Annotated in this window: 17 protein-coding genes and 1 pseudogene; 11 read left to right on the top strand and 7 right to left on the bottom strand. The window is 34.8% G+C overall.

All coding sequences use genetic code 11. The features are described 5' to 3' along the window. Nucleotides 1-36: 36 nt before the first annotated feature. The 3 genes from MKS83_RS08655 to MKS83_RS08645 form a co-directional block, all read right to left on the bottom strand. Nucleotides 37-1,347 carry an ABC transporter permease gene (locus MKS83_RS08655; RefSeq protein WP_240582825.1) on the bottom strand — a complete coding sequence of 437 codons (1,311 nt, stop codon included), beginning with the start codon at nt 1,345-1,347 and terminating at the stop codon, nt 37-39. Nucleotides 1,348-1,351: 4 nt separating this feature from the next. Further along, entirely contained in the window at nt 1,352-2,263 is a 912-nt protein-coding gene (locus MKS83_RS08650) for an ABC transporter ATP-binding protein (RefSeq protein WP_240582824.1), read from the bottom strand. Between the two features lie 107 nt (nt 2,264-2,370). Next, the gene (locus tag MKS83_RS08645) at nt 2,371-2,721 is read right to left on the bottom strand and encodes a T9SS type A sorting domain-containing protein (protein WP_100376463.1); all 351 of its coding nucleotides are present in this window, start codon (nt 2,719-2,721) and stop codon (nt 2,371-2,373) included. A gap of 121 nt (nt 2,722-2,842) precedes the next feature. On the opposite strand from MKS83_RS08645, the gene hemB reads away from it, so the two are divergent. Continuing rightward, a complete protein-coding gene (gene hemB, locus MKS83_RS08640) occupies nt 2,843-3,832 on the top strand; it encodes a porphobilinogen synthase (RefSeq protein WP_240582823.1) in 990 nt (329 codons plus the stop codon). 48 nt (nt 3,833-3,880) lie between these two features. Here the strand turns inward: hemB and MKS83_RS08635 are convergent, their stop codons facing one another. Both MKS83_RS08635 and MKS83_RS08630 read right to left on the bottom strand, forming a co-directional pair. Next, on the bottom strand, nt 3,881-4,063 hold the full coding sequence (locus MKS83_RS08635) for a bacteriocin (RefSeq protein ID WP_240582822.1): 183 nt from the start codon (nt 4,061-4,063) through the stop codon (nt 3,881-3,883). 43 nt (nt 4,064-4,106) lie between these two features. Beyond that, nucleotides 4,107-4,835 carry a hypothetical protein gene (locus tag MKS83_RS08630; RefSeq protein ID WP_240582821.1) on the bottom strand — a complete coding sequence of 243 codons (729 nt, stop codon included), beginning with the start codon at nt 4,833-4,835 and terminating at the stop codon, nt 4,107-4,109. Nucleotides 4,836-4,967: 132 nt separating this feature from the next. Between MKS83_RS08630 and lptB the strand changes: the two are divergent. The 4 genes and pseudogenes from lptB to MKS83_RS08610 form a co-directional block, all read left to right on the top strand. Further along, nucleotides 4,968-5,693 (top strand): annotated as a pseudogene (lptB, locus tag MKS83_RS08625) (LPS export ABC transporter ATP-binding protein); the annotation flags it as partial. A 406-nt stretch (nt 5,694-6,099) separates the two neighbouring features. Then, on the top strand, nt 6,100-6,285 hold the full coding sequence (locus MKS83_RS08620; protein ID WP_240582819.1) for a hypothetical protein: 186 nt from the start codon (nt 6,100-6,102) through the stop codon (nt 6,283-6,285). 165 nt (nt 6,286-6,450) lie between these two features. After that, nucleotides 6,451-8,178 carry an ABC transporter ATP-binding protein gene (locus MKS83_RS08615; RefSeq protein WP_240583176.1) on the top strand — a complete coding sequence of 576 codons (1,728 nt, stop codon included), beginning with the start codon at nt 6,451-6,453 and terminating at the stop codon, nt 8,176-8,178. 37 nt (nt 8,179-8,215) lie between these two features. Beyond that, nucleotides 8,216-9,172, top strand: a complete 957-nt coding sequence (locus tag MKS83_RS08610) for a helix-turn-helix transcriptional regulator (RefSeq protein WP_240582818.1) — start codon at nt 8,216-8,218, stop codon at nt 9,170-9,172. A gap of 205 nt (nt 9,173-9,377) precedes the next feature. Here the strand turns inward: MKS83_RS08610 and MKS83_RS08605 are convergent, their stop codons facing one another. After that, nucleotides 9,378-9,869 (bottom strand): DinB family protein, encoded by a 492-nt coding sequence (locus tag MKS83_RS08605; RefSeq protein ID WP_240582817.1) that lies wholly within the window; start codon nt 9,867-9,869, stop codon nt 9,378-9,380. 181 nt (nt 9,870-10,050) lie between these two features. Between MKS83_RS08605 and MKS83_RS08600 the strand changes: the two genes are divergently transcribed. The 5 genes from MKS83_RS08600 (at nt 10,051) to MKS83_RS08580 (ending at nt 14,353) form a co-directional block, all read left to right on the top strand. Beyond that, nucleotides 10,051-10,635, top strand: coding sequence for a hypothetical protein (locus MKS83_RS08600; protein ID WP_240582816.1), 585 nt, complete (start codon nt 10,051-10,053; stop codon nt 10,633-10,635). 144 nt (nt 10,636-10,779) lie between these two features. Next, nucleotides 10,780-11,349, top strand: coding sequence for a cob(I)yrinic acid a,c-diamide adenosyltransferase (locus MKS83_RS08595; RefSeq protein WP_233111716.1), 570 nt, complete (start codon nt 10,780-10,782; stop codon nt 11,347-11,349). Continuing rightward, nucleotides 11,339-11,968: a thiamine diphosphokinase gene (locus MKS83_RS08590; RefSeq protein ID WP_240582815.1), complete on the top strand. Its 630-nt coding sequence runs from the start codon at nt 11,339-11,341 to the stop codon at nt 11,966-11,968. Before MKS83_RS08595 ends, MKS83_RS08590 begins: the two co-directional genes overlap by 11 nt. A 66-nt stretch (nt 11,969-12,034) precedes the next feature. Beyond that, nucleotides 12,035-12,847 carry a tyrosine-protein phosphatase gene (locus MKS83_RS08585; protein ID WP_240582814.1) on the top strand — a complete coding sequence of 271 codons (813 nt, stop codon included), beginning with the start codon at nt 12,035-12,037 and terminating at the stop codon, nt 12,845-12,847. 111 nt (nt 12,848-12,958) lie between these two features. Further along, the gene (locus MKS83_RS08580) at nt 12,959-14,353 is read left to right on the top strand and encodes an arginine decarboxylase (protein WP_240582813.1); all 1,395 of its coding nucleotides are present in this window, start codon (nt 12,959-12,961) and stop codon (nt 14,351-14,353) included. A gap of 133 nt (nt 14,354-14,486) precedes the next feature. Here MKS83_RS08580 and MKS83_RS08575 read toward each other — a convergent pair whose 3' ends face one another. Beyond that, complete coding sequence (locus tag MKS83_RS08575; RefSeq protein WP_240582812.1) at nt 14,487-15,146, bottom strand: HAD family hydrolase; 660 nt, start codon at nt 15,144-15,146, stop codon at nt 14,487-14,489. A 181-nt stretch (nt 15,147-15,327) separates the two neighbouring features. Here MKS83_RS08575 and speB point away from each other — a divergent pair, with 181 nt between their 5' ends. Further along, complete coding sequence (speB, locus tag MKS83_RS08570; protein ID WP_240582811.1) at nt 15,328-16,185, top strand: agmatinase; 858 nt, start codon at nt 15,328-15,330, stop codon at nt 16,183-16,185. The last annotated feature ends 56 nt before the right edge of the window (nt 16,186-16,241 follow it).

Raw genomic sequence — 16,241 nt, 5'->3', positions numbered from 1 at the left:
GGGATTTTTTATTGTTAGATAAAGATATGTTTATGATTAACTTTTAATCCATTTCCAGATTTCCTTTAAAGTCGCTTTATTTCCATACATCAGAATTCCTACCCTGTAGATTTTCCCTGCAAGGAATATCATGAAAAGAGTAGTTCCTAAAAGCAATACGATAGACAAAGCAATTTGCCATACAGGAACTCCGTAAGGAATTCTTGCAATCATAGCCACAGGAGACGTAAACGGAATGATTGATAGCCAGAAACCAAGAGGTCCGTCCGGATTATTGATGAAAGAAAAGCTCCCGTACATTCCCAGCATTAAAGGTAATACCGCAAATAAAGTAAACTGCTGTGTCTCCGTTTCATTATCCACAGCTGAGCCGATGGCTGCATAAATTGAACTATAAAAGATGTATCCTAAAAGGAAAAAAATGATAAATACGAAAATAATTAAAGGGAAGTTTAACTCTAATAAACTATGTGATACCTGAGTGGCAATTTGAGTAACGTCCAATTTGCTCATCACCGCATCCTCACCTCCCGGAATATTTTTCTGCATGGAAGAAAATCCTGTATTTAAAACCAAAGCACCAACTACAGACATCGTAATCCAAACGATAAATTGAGTTAAGGCAACCAGAGTTACCCCAAGGATTTTCCCCATCATCAGTTCAAAAGGCTTTACCGAAGAAATAATAATTTCCACAACACGGTTGTTTTTCTCTTCCAAAACACTTCTCATCACTCTTACCCCGTAGATAATGATAAACATGAAGGTAACGTACATCAGGAGCATGCTCAATACGCTTTTTACCCCTAAAGCAAGATCGGAATCTTCCTTATTGTTTTCTGAAACATTGATTGTTTTAAGGGTAAAACCTTTATCAAGATCATCAATCTGGGTTTCTGCAATTCCCAGCTGCTTTATTTTTTCTTTTTTAATGACATCACTAAGATCAGAGATGATATGCTGCTTAGTATCGAGTCCGATTTTGGTATTGACAATCAGTCTTGTATTTTTCTGAAACTCATCATAATTTCCATTCTGTACCTGAGGAAGAATAAGAATTCCATCTATTGCTTCGTTGCTTTTTAGAGTATTTACTTTTGACTGTTCTTCAGAAGATGGGATGATTTTATATTCTATTTTGTCGGTAGATTTCAGTTCATTTTTAAAAAGACCGCTGTTATCAACCACTTCAATGATATTGTGAGATTCATTGGCTTTGAACATCAGTCCGATTACCGCCCCAAATGCAATTAATAGGATAGGAGCCAGCAAAGTCAGTACAATGAAAGATTTTTTCTTAACCTGAGTAAGAAACTCTCTTTTAGTAATTAAAAAAATATTATTCATAAAATTAAGAATGGTTACTTACGGCATTGATAAACACTTCATTCATGCTCGGGATTCTCTCTTCAAAAGCACGTACCTTTCCGACATGCACAAGATCTAAAAGAATATTGTTTTGATCGGCTTCATTTTTTAAATCAAAAGAAACCAGATTGTTTTCATGGGTAATATCAAAAATTCCATACTTATTTTTGAAACTCTCCAGTTGAGTATCATTGACCTCAGAAAGTGTGATTCCAAAAATATTTTTCTTGAATTTTTCTCTCACATTAAACACTCTTCCGTCAATGATCTTTTTAGAATTGTTGATCAGTGCAACATAATCACACATTTCTTCCACACTTTCCATTCTGTGGGTAGAAAGAATGATCGTCGTTCCGTTATTTTTAAGATCGATAATCTGATCTTTAATCAAATTGGCATTTACAGGATCAAAACCAGAAAAAGGTTCATCTAAAATTAAAAGATGTGGTCTGTGAAGTACAGTGACTACAAACTGGATCTTCTGAGCCATCCCTTTAGACAGTTCAGACAGTTTTTTCTTCCACCATTGGTCGATGTGAAGTTTGTCAAACCATTTTTTTGCTTCGGCTAAAGCGTCATTTTTGCTCATCCCTTTCAGTTCTCCGAAATACAGAAGCTGGTCACCAACAGTCATGTTTTTGTATAACCCTCTTTCTTCAGGCATGTAACCGATGTTTTTAATATGATTGGGATTCAGCTTTTCTCCGTTAATTTGAATCTCTCCGGAATCAGCCTGAGTAATTTGGTTGATGATACGGATGAAAGAAGTTTTTCCGGCTCCGTTCGGGCCCAAAAGACCATAAATACTTCCTTTCGGAACATGGATGCTGAAATCATCCAAAGCTACCTTTTTACCGGCATTATAGGTCTTTCTAATATGTTCAGCTTTTAGCATTAATTTGTTTTTACTTAATTAGTATAATAAAGTTCCGAAAGTTACGGAATTATTAAAACAGAATTAATGGGAAAAGAAAAAATCCTGATGATTATCAGGATTTACTATTATTGTTTTACTATTTGTGTTACCTTTTGAGTATTATCGCTTAGAATGTAGCGGATCAGATATTTTCCGGGTTTTAATTTCTCAATATTGATTTCTCCGGAGTTCATATTTATGCTATAACTGGCTACCTGAGTTCCCAGGATAGAGTAAAAAGTTACATTCTTTACTTTAAGAGATGCATCTTTTGCTCTTACTACCAAATAATCTTTAGCAGGATTTGGATAGGCTACGATGATACCATCATCAGACTTTTGTGAGATGGAAGAAGGCTCTCTTTGTTGAGCTTGTAAATTGCTAGAAAATCCAACAAATACGCCTAGGAATATAAATAAAAGTAAAAATTTTTTCATTCAATTATAATTTCTCGTAATATATCATAACAAAAATAACTAATTCTATAATCTCTTGCAATACTTTTTTATAGAACTTGTATTAAATTTGCATAAACTTATTCAAAAAGTATTCCAAAAAATGATACATTCAAGAAACAGAAGGCTTAGAGTAAACGAATCTATCCGAAGTTTAGTAAGAGAAAATACACTTACCACCGATGATTTTGTAATGCCAATCTTCGTAATGGAGGGCGAAAACAAGCAGGAACCCATTCCGTCGATGCCGGGAATATTTAGGAGGAGCATAGATCTTACGGTAAAAGAATGTAAAGAGTTGTTTTCTTTAGGAGTAAAATCTGTCAATTTGTACATGAAAGTGTCAGATCATCTTAAAGATAATACAGGTAAAGAGGCATGGAATAAAGACGGGCTGATGCAGAATACGATCAAAGCAATTAAAGATGCGATTCCAGGAATGATTGTAATGCCTGATGTGGCTTTAGATCCTTATTCAATTTACGGACATGACGGAATTATTGAGAACGGAAAAATCCTGAATGATGCTACAAATGATGCATTGGCAAGAATGTCGGTGTCTCATGCTGAGGCAGGAGCTGATATTGTGGCGCCAAGTGACATGATGGATGGAAGAGTTCTGACGATTCGTGAGGCATTAGAAGACAACGGATTTACCGATGTGGGGATTTTAAGTTATGCTGCAAAATACGCCAGTTCTTTCTATGGCCCTTTCAGAAGTGCTTTAGATAGTGCTCCAAAAGATAATATGGAAATTCCGAAAGATAAAAAAACGTATCAGATGGATTTTCACAACTCCCGTGAAGCACTGAACGAAGTGTTCAAAGATGTGGAAGAAGGAGCAGATATTATTATGATCAAACCGGGACTTCCGTATTTGGATATCGTTTCGAAAGTTCGTGAAGCAATTGATCTTCCGATAGCGGTTTACAATGTAAGTGGAGAATATGCTATGGTAAAGGCAGCGGCTCAAAACGGTTGGCTGGATAATGATAAAACGATTATTGAAAGCTTGACATGTTTTAAAAGAGCAGGAGCAGATATGATTTTTACGTATTTTGCGAAAGAAGCTGCAATGATTTTGAACAGATAATTTAAGACTAAATAAAACAAAAACACCTCATCGAGGTGTTTTTGTTTTTTATCCGAAACATGCAGTGTAGTAAGGATCTCCCGGCATAATAGGATCTTCGCCTCCCTTATCATCTACACAAATGTTGGTTGGACACAAATACCAGCCTGAAGGACAATTCCCATTCTCGTCAGGAAATCTCATATTTCCACCATTGATTTTCTTTAAATCTTTTTTTGTTAATTTTTTCATGATAATATTTATTGTTTAGTCAAACTAAGATAATAAAAATATGTCACATAATATTGAAATCCTTTCCTTTGGTAAATTTTGCAGCAAAAGGCGATTGGTTTCCTGAATATTTTAATACAAAATGTTTCTTGGTATCCGTATCAATTTTCGCATCTACTTCTACATCTTGGGTTTGAAAACTTACGTCTAATCCTACTCCGGATTCTTTTTCAAGATAAATTTCCACGCTTTCCGCATAAAATAAAGAGGTGCTTAAATAATTGAATTTGATATTTTTTCGGTACGTTTTAGACTTGTTTTGCGTGAATTCAGAATAATTCCTTAAAATTTCAATTCCCGGCGAATCAATATTGGTAATTCTGGATTTGGTAACTCCGTTTACCCGTACCGAAAAGCTTTTGGCACTTTTAATATTTCCATTCACACCAATATTAAATAATGATGGCAGCGAAAGTCCGTATTCTATCATGCTGTCCTTGGTAAACTCAAAATCAGGAATCAAAGCCGGATGTTTGGGAGCATTGATCAGTTGGCTTTTAATAGTATTAAGATTGGTATCTGAGAATAAAAAGCCGATAAGATTATTTCCTGTAGTCCTCCAGTTTCTTCCGTTCCATTCAAAAATTTCACAGAGCAGCGTATCTGCAGAAGAATGCGGAAGGAGATCGATGTCCTGCCATTTGAAAACCTCTTTTGCATATGGCCTTCGGTTGGTAATATTGATGCCCAGATCCAAGGCTAAAAGTTCAGTTAACTGCTGATTATTTTCCATATGTATTGTGATTGTTGATTAATTTATAAAATTAATTAAAAATTATCGGGTTCAATTTTAAAATATCATAAAACTTTTATCGGTATACGCTAATCTAAAAATTACATTCAAAAAAACTTTATCTTTGCTGCTATGATTTTACGAGGAGAAAACTTAATCAAAGAATACGGTCCTAAAAAGGTTGTAAAAGGTGTTTCAGTACAGGTTCAGCAGGGTGAGATTGTTGGATTGCTTGGTCCCAACGGAGCAGGAAAAACAACATCATTCTATATGATTGTAGGATTGGTTAAGCCCACTTCCGGTAAAATTTTTCTCGATAAACAGGAGATAACAACAGATGCTATGTACCGTAGAGCCCAGAAGGGAATCGGTTATCTGGCTCAGGAAGCTTCCGTATTTCGAAAACTTTCTGTAGAAGATAATATTATGGGTGTTCTACAGCTGACGAAACTTTCAAAACGTGAACAGCAGATGAAATGTGATGAGCTGATTGAAGAGTTTTCTTTGCAGCACGTCCGTAAAAACCGGGGAGACCTTTTGTCCGGAGGAGAAAGACGTAGAACCGAAATTGCAAGATGTCTTGCGACAGACCCTAGTTTTATTCTTTTGGATGAACCTTTTGCGGGGGTAGACCCGATTGCGGTGGAAGATATTCAGAAGATTGTAAGAAGCCTTACCGATAAAAACATCGGAATTCTGATTACCGACCACAATGTACAGCAGACGTTGGCAATTACCAATAAAACATACATCATGTTCGAAGGAAGAATTCTGAAAGAAGGTCTTCCGGAAGAGCTGGCAAACGATCCGCAGGTGAGAGAAGCTTATCTGGGTGAGAATTTCGTCTACCAAAGTATTTTCGACAAACCGAAAAAGAAAAGCTATGCTTATAATATCTGGGCTGGAAATTTTGATTCAAAATCCCAGTTCAAAAGCTTTGTGGATAATAGTTTATCTCAATTTGATGATCTTAGATTAATGTACGGTTTTGAAGATATTAGTTTTGCATCGTTGGGGAATTCGGAAATCCAGCATATTTTCAATGACGTTCTTGATAAAAATGCGAATAATTCTTATGTGTTTCAGAGAAAAGAAATTAATTCCCATTACTCATTGGAGCAGGCAGAATTGGAATCGAAACAGGCGGCTAAACCAGAGCTGCATTATGTGACGACTTATTTATACGAAGGATAGAAGTGTCGGAATTGTCTGTTTTTGAAGAATTTAAAATAGGAACAAAAGTTTTCTTAGACGATGATACGGAGTGGTAATTGATCTTAAAGAACATGAAAATTCAACAATAATTCGATGGGATACCCCAAAAGAAAACGATTTTGAAGACTGGTGTTCCATGTGGTTTTCATTTATCCAAATAGGAGGGGAAATTGTTGATCAAAATTATCAGTTTAGGTACATTAATGATGATGGAAGCTTAAAAGACAGAATTTAAACGAGCAAAATATTTGCTGAAAAATAGAATAAAACGTACCTTTTTCTCTGTAAAAACGGTACGTTTTTAATTAAAATAATTCCCATGGCAAAACCCTTCAACAGAACCATCACTTTATTCGGTATTTACAAACAGCTTGTCCCGTTTATCAGGCCTTATCGATTAATGATTTATGGAACTCTGTTTCTTACATTTTTAGGAGCTCTGGCGGCACAGGTCAATCCGTTGGTACTAAAATATACCGTGGATGAGGTTACGAAACTGACCCATCTTCCGCATCCTATGTCAGAAGGAATTCACGTTTTGGTATTGATCTCTGTAATTTTACTAGGGAAAGAATTATTGAATATTTTTATCAACTTCGGACAGAAATTTTACGGAGAAAAAATCAGGATCAATGTAAGTTCGGTTTTAGCTCAATCAGCTATCGATAAGATCTTAACATACAGAGTGGCTTATTTTAATGATGAAAACCACGAGTCCGGAAAGCTGCAGATAAGAATTGATCGTGGAATTGAGAGTCTGACAAGACTGGTTCAGAATTTTTTCATCGATATGTTACCTTTATTTTCCAATGCCATTATTGCTTTGATCATTATGTACTTGCAAAATGTGTATGTAGGAATTGTTTCTACGGTTATTGTTCCGATCTATTTTTACGTAAGCTCATTGCAGGCAAAAAAACTGAGCGGAGTGAGAAGAACATTGAGAAACCAGCGGGAGCAAAAAACTTCGGGACTTTTGAATTTAATTAACTCTATCATGGTGATTAAAAGTTTTGTCCGCGAAAAATTTGAAGGTAAAAAGCAGTATGATTTACAGATGCAGTTGATGGAAAGCCAGATGTTCACCCGAAAAACAAACTTTATTTATGATGGGCTGAAAACTTTCATCGAACAGTTTGGAGTGGTTTTAATTATTCTATTAACGGTTTACCTGGTGTTGGATCAGCAAATGACCATTGGAGCTATTATGCTTCATATTATGCTTTTCAATAATGTTTCTGCCCCCATTCGTCAGCTTCACAGAATTTATGATGATATGAACGATGCGATGATTTATGCGGAAGGGTATTTTGATATTCTAAATGCAGACGATGAAAAAGAACCTAACGGGCCTTTTGTAGAAAAAGAAATCAAAGGGAATTTTGAATTAAAAAACGTCAGCTTTTCCTATCCCAACGGGACACAGGCTTTACATAACGTTTCTATGAAAATTGAAAACGGGAAAACTACTGCTCTGGTTGGTCTTAGCGGGGCAGGGAAATCAACCATCATTAATCTTTTATGTAAATTTTATCTGCCTGATTCGGGGGAGATTATTCTGGATGAAGTTAATTTGAATGATTTTGATAATACATTTCTGCGTAATGATCTCGGATTGGTACTTCAAAAAAACCATATTTTTCAGGGAAGTATTGAAGATAATATCCGTTACGGAAATATGAATGCAACCTTTGAAGAAATTGAAGAGGCAGCAAAAAAGGCCTATCTTCATGAACAAATTCTGGATTTGCCTGAAGGCTACAATCATGATGCAACCCAACTTTCAGGAGGGCAGCAACAGAGAATTGCCATTGCAAGATTATTCCTGAAAAATCCACCGATCATTTTCCTTGATGAGCCTACTGCGAGTCTTGATGCAATTGCCACCGAACAGATTAAGAACTCTCTGGATGCTATAAAAGAAGGCAGAACGGTGATCATTATTTCTCATTCTTTATCTCAGATTTTAGATTCCGATAAAATTTACGTGATGAAAAAAGGAAGGGTAGTGGAAAGCGGAACTCATGATGAGCTGGTACAAATCAATGGAACTTACAGAGAAATTTTTGATGCTTCGGCTAGAAGTCTTAATTTAGATAAACTGGTGAATACTTTTAAAGATAATTAATTTTAGAAATTATTTTTGCTATATATTAAAACAGTTAATGAACGACCATTACCTAAAAAAACTCGACCGGGTTACTGCTATTCTCACTCAATTACAATCAAAACCGATTGTAAGAGCACAGGATCTTGCACAAAAATTTGATGTAAGTGTCCGTACCATTTATCGGGACGTAAAAACATTGGAAAATGCAGGGATCCCAATTGTTGGAGAAGCTGGAAGCGGTTATTCTCTTATGGATGGTTACAAGCTTCCGCCTGTAATGTTCACCAAAGAAGAAGTGTTGAGTTTCATTACTGCAGAAAAACTGATGCAGAAATTCTCCCATCAGAGTTTGGGAAGTCATTATCAGACAGCGATGGAAAAAGTACGTTCCGTATTAAAATATTCCGATAGAAATTTAATTCAGAATATTGAAAAACAGATTGATATCTTTCAGTATCATGCAAAAACGGAAGACACTATAAAAGATGTGATTCCGACTATTTTGGAAAGTATTGCAGAAAAACACCAGTTAACCATAGAATATAAAACGGTTGACGATAACATTTCAACAAGAACGATCGAAGCGGTCGGTGTTTTCTTTGAATTTAATTATTGGTATATTATGGCTTTCTGTACATTGAGAAATGATTTCAGACAATTCCGTGTTGACAGAATCTTAAAAATTTCAAAAACGCAGAATCCGTTCCTGGGTGAGTATGGACAAATCAACGATTACAGGAAAAACAATAATGGGAATAAAACGACTGTAAGACTTTTAGTCGAGAAAAAAATCATGGGATTTTTGGTGAATTCTAAAAAATATTATGGATTAACTAAAGAAACTGATGCGGAAAATGGAATGGTGGAATTGACGTTCGAAACAGAGTCGATTAAAGATGGATTTCCTCGCTGGCTGATTACGTTTGCTGATTATGCGACCATTTTGGAGCCGGAGAGTCTGAAAGAAAAGCTGAATGAGTTATTAATCAAGATATCCGGTAAACATCAATAAAACCTCAACAAAGACTGTTGAGGTTTTTTAGCAATATTATTTAAATTGAAGATGGCTTTCAAGCAAAAAAGGCGAATCTGCAATTACAAAATGGTTTGTCAAAATTTAATGTATAGCATGCATCTCCGCCCTTTAATTCATCAGGATTGATTTTTAAGATTAAATTTAATTAAAGATTTTAGTCTCCATAAAGACATTAAAGGTCCTAAAATCTCTCCCAAAAAAAAGGAGGTTCAATTCCTAAAGCTCTTAAATATACATACCCTTGTCCACGGTGATGGATTTCATTGTCTACGAAATACAAAATATTCTGATACACTGGTAATTCATACTGACCAAATAAATTAAAAGTCTCCTGGAAGCGTTCTTCCGAAATCTGAGCAAAATAAGTGTTGATAGTTTCAGTTTCTTCATCCCATTTTTTCAGAATATCTTCTTTTGTTTTCGGGACAAAACCCTCTTCATTATAAGCCTCCATATTCTTGTCAACGATTCCTTTCAAAGCCGGTCCTCCGATGCTGATTAGCTCTATCGCCAGTTTTGCAAATGGTCTCATTCCCCCCACTGAAAATTCAAATAATTCTTTTTCAGGGAACATTTCGATCACCCTTCTTGTCAGATTTCTGTGACCTTGCCAGTGCTCTAATAATTGTTCAGAGGTCATAAATTGTTTTGTGATGGTTGCTGTAGTTGTCATAATTTTAATATTGTTTGTTATTGTTGATACAAAGATAAACCGGGTTTATGACAACAGTTTGTCAGTAGGATTTTAACTATGGAAAAATATTTTATTTTTTACTAAAATATCTGCTTGTACTTTTCCGTTAGATAAACAAAATGAATTAATAAAATTGTAAATTGTAACGAAATTTAAAAATATGAAGAAGCTTATTTTGACGATCGTACCTGCATTTTTATTAGTGTCATGTAATAAAATTGAAGAAAAAATTAACCAGACTGTCCAGAAGACTACCGAAACCGTTAAGCAGAAAGCACAGGATGCAGTGGAAGAAACAGTGAAAAAGACCGTCAATGAATCTATAAATTCCCTAACTAATTCTCAGGATGTTAAGTTTAATCAAGTTTTTCCGGGAGCTGACAAAGCAATAATTTCAGAAGGAACAGGAAAGAAATTCAAATTTCCAAATGGTTCAGAAGGTTTTGTTTTCAAATATAAGGCTGATAAAGCGACTTTAATTCCATTTTTGGAAAGCCAGCACACTACTGACGAGAATAAATCTGATAAAACTGCCAGAAAAATTGACGGACAAAGCATCATCGATAAAATCAGTTTCGTAGAAAAATTTCTCCCGGAAAATACAATTGATTCCGGCTTTCTGGATGATATTAAAAATGATAACAGTATTGAATATTACAGGTTAAAAAGATTTCCGAATAGCAGTACGATTATCTACAATCCCAAGAACCAGACCGTATTACAATACGTAGAGGTAAATAAATAATTTGAGAATGACCGATTTATTCGGTCATTTTTTTTGTAATGCTTGTTCGATTCCTCTTTTTAAAATAACAATATCGGAAGCCGGAACGAGGATATTCATGATTTTTTACTTTTTACATTGTCCAAAATAAAGTATTTTAGTAGTATGAAAATTTACACGAAAACAGGAGATAAAGGTCAGACCGCTTTGTATGGTGGAACAAGAGTTTCAAAAGCAAGTGCAAGAGTTGACAGCTACGGAAATATAGACGAACTGAATTCATTCATTGGAATTGCCAAAAGCCATATTGAGGATCAGGAAGTTTTAAGGCAATTAAAGAAAATCCAGTTCGATTTATTTACGGTAGGTTCAGAAGCAGCAACTCCCGTTGATAAACTTATGTTGGCGAATGGAAAATCACGTTTACCCATAATCATTTCAGAAACTGAGATCGAAGAACTGGAAAACTGGATGGATGCTTTTGATGAAAAATTGGAACCCTTACAATATTTTATTCTTCCGGGCGGAGGAAAACCTGCAACATTTTTACATGCTGCAAGAACGATTTGCAGAAGAGCGGAACGTTCTTTAGTTTTCTTAAATGAATCGGAAGAAGTACGTCCGGAATTGATTAAATACCTGAACAGACTTTCAGACTACCTGTTTGTATTGGCAAGATACATTTCAAAAATCAATAACGAACCGGAAGAATACTGGAATCCGAATGAAAGATAAAGCATTATTATTCATCAACGGAGATGCTCCGAAATCTTTTCCGAGTCTTGAAAATTATGGATTGATCGCTTGTACTGACGGGGCTTTTCATTATTTGAAAAACTTAAATTTTCCATTAGAAAAACTGGATTTTATTTCCGGAGATTTTGATTCCCATTCTGGTGCCGATGAAAATATTTATGAAGAAAGGTTCATTCATACACCAGATCAGAACAGTACAGATTTTTACAAAGCTTTGGAGATCATCTTGGAAAAAGGCTTTATTCATATTGATGTATTTGGTGGAAGCGGAGGAGAGCAGGATCATTTTTTAGGAAATCTTACCGTTGCCTTTAGCTTTAAAGATCAGTTGAATATAAAGTTTTATGACGAGTTTTCCGAATATTATTTTATCCCTAAAAGATATAGCGTAAAGGGCGTAAAAGATAAAATGATTTCACTGTACCCGTTTCCGGCAGTTGAGAACATTACCACAAAAGGATTAAACTGGCCATTAACAAACGGAAACTTAAGCATTACTTCAAGAATCGGAACAAGAAATTTCGCCATTGAAGATGAGGTTTCCATTGAATATGAAAATGGAGATCTGTTAATTTTTATCGGAAAAAATTATTTATAATCTTTGAAACAAATTATTAAAATATCATTTCTATTCATTGTATCAGTCTGTGTTTTCTCCTGTAAAATGCAGCAATTTTCCGTACCGGAATACGGAAAAAATGAAATAGAAAAAGATATTGAAATTAAAAAGGCACATAACTTCAGAACTGTTGGAAATATTAAAAATATCGACGGACGTACTTTAAAAGAAGGAAAGTTCTACAGAAGCGGACACCTGCATAAACTGAAGAAAAAATCTTTTGACGAACTTGAAAAATTAGGAATCAAAGAAATTATTGATCTCAGAAATTCAAAAGAAATTGCTCAGAAACCTGATAATCTTCCAGGTGATATTGTTTATAAGAACTATTCTGCTTTTGAAGATGAAGGCGATCAATTGGATCAGGCTAAAAAACTCGTTTTAAAAGGAAAAGTTGATGGTTCGGATGCAGATAAAAGAATGCTTGAATTTTACAGGAATTATGTGACGGAAAATCCTGAAATTATCAAAAAAGTAATCACTGAAATTTTAGATTCGGATCAGACTGTTTTATACCACTGTACCGCAGGAAAAGACAGAACGGGAATTATAACGGCTTTGATTCTGACCATTTTAAAATTCGATAAAGAAACAATTTATAATGATTACCTTTTGTCTAACAATTACAGGGAAAAATTAGTGAATAAAAGGTTGAATCTGGCTAATAATCTCCATTTTCTCTATCCGAAAATGGATGTCAAAGTGTTAGAAAAACTGAGCTGGGTAGAAACAGATTATCTGGATGCTGCCTTTAACGAAATTAATAAAGAATATGGTTCATTTGATAACTATATTCAAAAGGTTTTAGGAATTTATGAAAATAAGCGACAAGAATATATTCAGAAGTTTACATATTAATAATCAGAGTGAAATTTTCATTACAAAACGCCTGAAAATTTATAATAAATTTAACGTTAAAAAATCAAACTTTTTTAGCAATTTTGCATTTCTTAATTCACTTGTTTAGAAATGAAAATAAAATACTCGGAACTTATTGATCAGACGTTGTATTTCCCTACTGAGGAGTTCAATGTTTCTGAGAACAATTTGTTGTTTCACGACATTCCGTTGATGGATGTTGTTGAAAAATTTGGCACTCCGCTAAAGATTAGCTACCTGCCGAGAATTTCTCAAAATATCCAGAAAGCCAAGAGCTGGTTTAAGGAAGCCTTTGAGAAAACCGAATATAAGAAGAATTATACCTATTGCTACTGTACAAAATCAAGTCATTTCAAATTTGTACTGGAAGAAGCGCTGAAAAATGATATTTCAATAGAGACTTCTTCTGCTTATGACATGGATATCGTAAAATCTCTTTACGAAAACGGAAAAGTAGATAAAAATATTGAAGTTATCTGTAACGGTTTTAAAACTGATGATTATCTGGCGAAAATTTCGGATATGATTAACAGCGGTTTTGAAAATATTACTCCAATCCTGGATAATTACCGGGAGTTGGATAAACTTACAGAAAGCATCGACACAACATTCGATATCGGAATCAGAATTGCTTCTGAGGAAGAGCCTAAATTCGAATTTTATACCTCAAGATTAGGAATCGGATATAAAGATATTATTCCTTATTACAGCCAGAAAATAGCAGAACACCCTAATGCAAGGCTGAAAATGCTTCACTTCTTCATTAATACGGGAATCAAAGACACGGCCTATTACTGGAATGAATTGTATAAATGCCTTCGTGTTTATGCACGTTTGAAAAAAATTGCTCCGGAAGTTGATTCATTAAATATTGGTGGCGGTTTTCCGATCAAAACTTCTTTGAATTTCGACTATGATTACCAGTATATGGTAGAGGAAATCGTTTCTCAGATCAAGAAATTCTGCGAAGAAGAAGGCGTTGAGGAACCAAATATTTATACTGAGTTTGGAAGCTTTACGGTTGGAGAAAGTGGTGCGAATATTTATAAAATTATTTCCCAAAAACGTCAGAATGACAGAGAAAAATGGAACATGATCGATTCATCTTTCATGACCACTCTTCCTGATACCTGGGCGATTTCAAGACACTTCATTATGCTTCCGCTGAACAGATGGGAAGATACTTATGAAAGAGTGTTTTTAGGAGGATTAACTTGTGATTCGGATGATTATTATAACTCTGAACAGCACACCAATGCCATTTATTTACCTGTTTTCAGTGATACAAAGCCTTTATATATAGGGTTTTTCCATACAGGAGCATACCAGGAAACCATCAGTGGATTTGGGGGAATTCATCACTGTCTGATGCCACAGCCAAGACACATTTTGATTCAGAAAGATGAAAATGGCGAATTACAATATGAAATTTTCCGTGAAAAACAGGAACCGGAAGATGTATTGAAAATTCTTGGCTATAAATAACCTAAACATATCACTGTCATTTCGACGATAGGAGAAATCTAAAAATAGAATCTTCATTCATTTTATTTTATTTTATTAAGAATGACAGACTCAATAAAAAACAAAGCTCTCAAATTTTGAGAGCTTTTTCTATTTAAAAATATTTTGAAATCTTATCCAATTGAAGATCTTCATAATCTGAAACTACGGTGTCTGCCAAAGTATAATCCTGATTTTTAGAATGTGGGCTTCTGTATGCCGCACAGAAAATTTTTGCCCGGTGTGCTGCTAAAATTCCGTTGGTGGAATCTTCAATGACCATACAGTTTTCAACAGGCTCACCCGACATTTCTGCCGCTAACAAAAATACTTCCGGATGGGGTTTTGATTCTTTTAAATCGGCACCGCTTATTTTTCCGCTGAAATATTTTTCAAGGTCAAATTTTTCAAAAACCATATTGATGGTGGTCATGGTGGCTGAAGAAGCCAGAATTAGTTTGATTCCGTTTTCAAAATAATGCTGAATAAGATCTTTTACACCGGGAATCAAATCAAATTCTTCATCATTGTAAAAATAATCCTTGAAATAATCCCTTTTGCTTTTAGCAATTTCTTCGTGAGTTTGATTTAGATTAAATTCATTAATCAATGTTTCACAAACTCTTTTTGTTGAAGCTCCTGTAAAGGATGTATATAATTCTTCGGAAACAGCAATTTCCAGTTCATCAAACGTTTTAAAATAAGCTTTCCTGTGCAATGGTTCTGTGTCTACAATCACTCCATCCATATCGAAAAGAACAGCTTTTAAAGGCATATTTTGAATTTTTTACAAAAATAACCTTTAAAATTCAAAGAGTGAAAGATTTAAAAATAAAAAATTATGATGCCAAATTTCATAACTCATGACTCATCATTTATAACTCAACGACTATTTTGTATCTTTGTCGAATCTTTTACTATTTCAATCATTTAATTTTTTAATTAATAAATTATATATGAAAACATACGCAGGAATTCCTGAAGAAAATGCATCATTAGAGAACTCAAAAGTAATGTTGGTAACGGTTCCTTACGACGGAACTTCAACCTGGGGAAAAGGAGCGGATAAAGGTCCGGAATTGTTCTTGAACGCTTCTGAAAACATGGAGCTTTATGATATCGAAACTCAGACTGAGCCTTATTTGGAAGGAGTTTACCTGGCTGGAGAAGTTGCTGAAAACTCAACACCGGAAGCGATGACAGAAGCCGTTTACCAAAAAACAAAAGAGCTTTTAAACCATGAAGGTAAATTATTTACGCTTTTCGGAGGAGAACATTCTGTTTCTATCGGTTCTATTCGTGCAGTTGGGGAAAAATTTGAAAATTTAACGGTTCTTCAGCTGGATGCACATACGGATTTACGCCCTGAATTCCATGGTTCTACTTCTAATCACGCTTGTGCAGTTTTTGAAGCGAATCAGAAACACAATTTGGTGCAGGTGGGAATCCGTTCAATGGATATCGAAGAAGCTGAATATTTACCGGAAGGAAGAGTATTTTTTGCTCATGAAATTGCCAATAATGAAAACTGGGTAAATGATGTATTGGAGAAAGTTTCAGGTAACGTGTATATTACCATTGACCTTGATGCTTTTGATCCTTCACTTTGTCCGTCGACAGGAACTCCTGAACCGGGTGGATTACAATGGTATCCGACTTTGGAATTATTAAGAAAAGTATTCGAAAAATGTAATGTTGTAGCGTTTGATATTGTAGAATTAATGGATTCTCCGATGGCAAAACCAAGTGCATTCCTGGCTGCAAAATTATATTACAAGATGCTTGCTTACTATCATATTTATAACAATAACTAAATTCCGCAAGAATCGGATTTTTTCTGCCGTATATTCTTTGGAACTTTGTGAGGTAA

Origin of the sequence: Chryseobacterium sp. Y16C (genome assembly GCF_022488405.1) — a bacterium.
Classification (GTDB): Bacteria; Bacteroidota; Bacteroidia; order Flavobacteriales; family Weeksellaceae; genus Chryseobacterium; species Chryseobacterium geocarposphaerae.
This window is presented reverse-complemented; position numbering and strand designations above follow the sequence as displayed.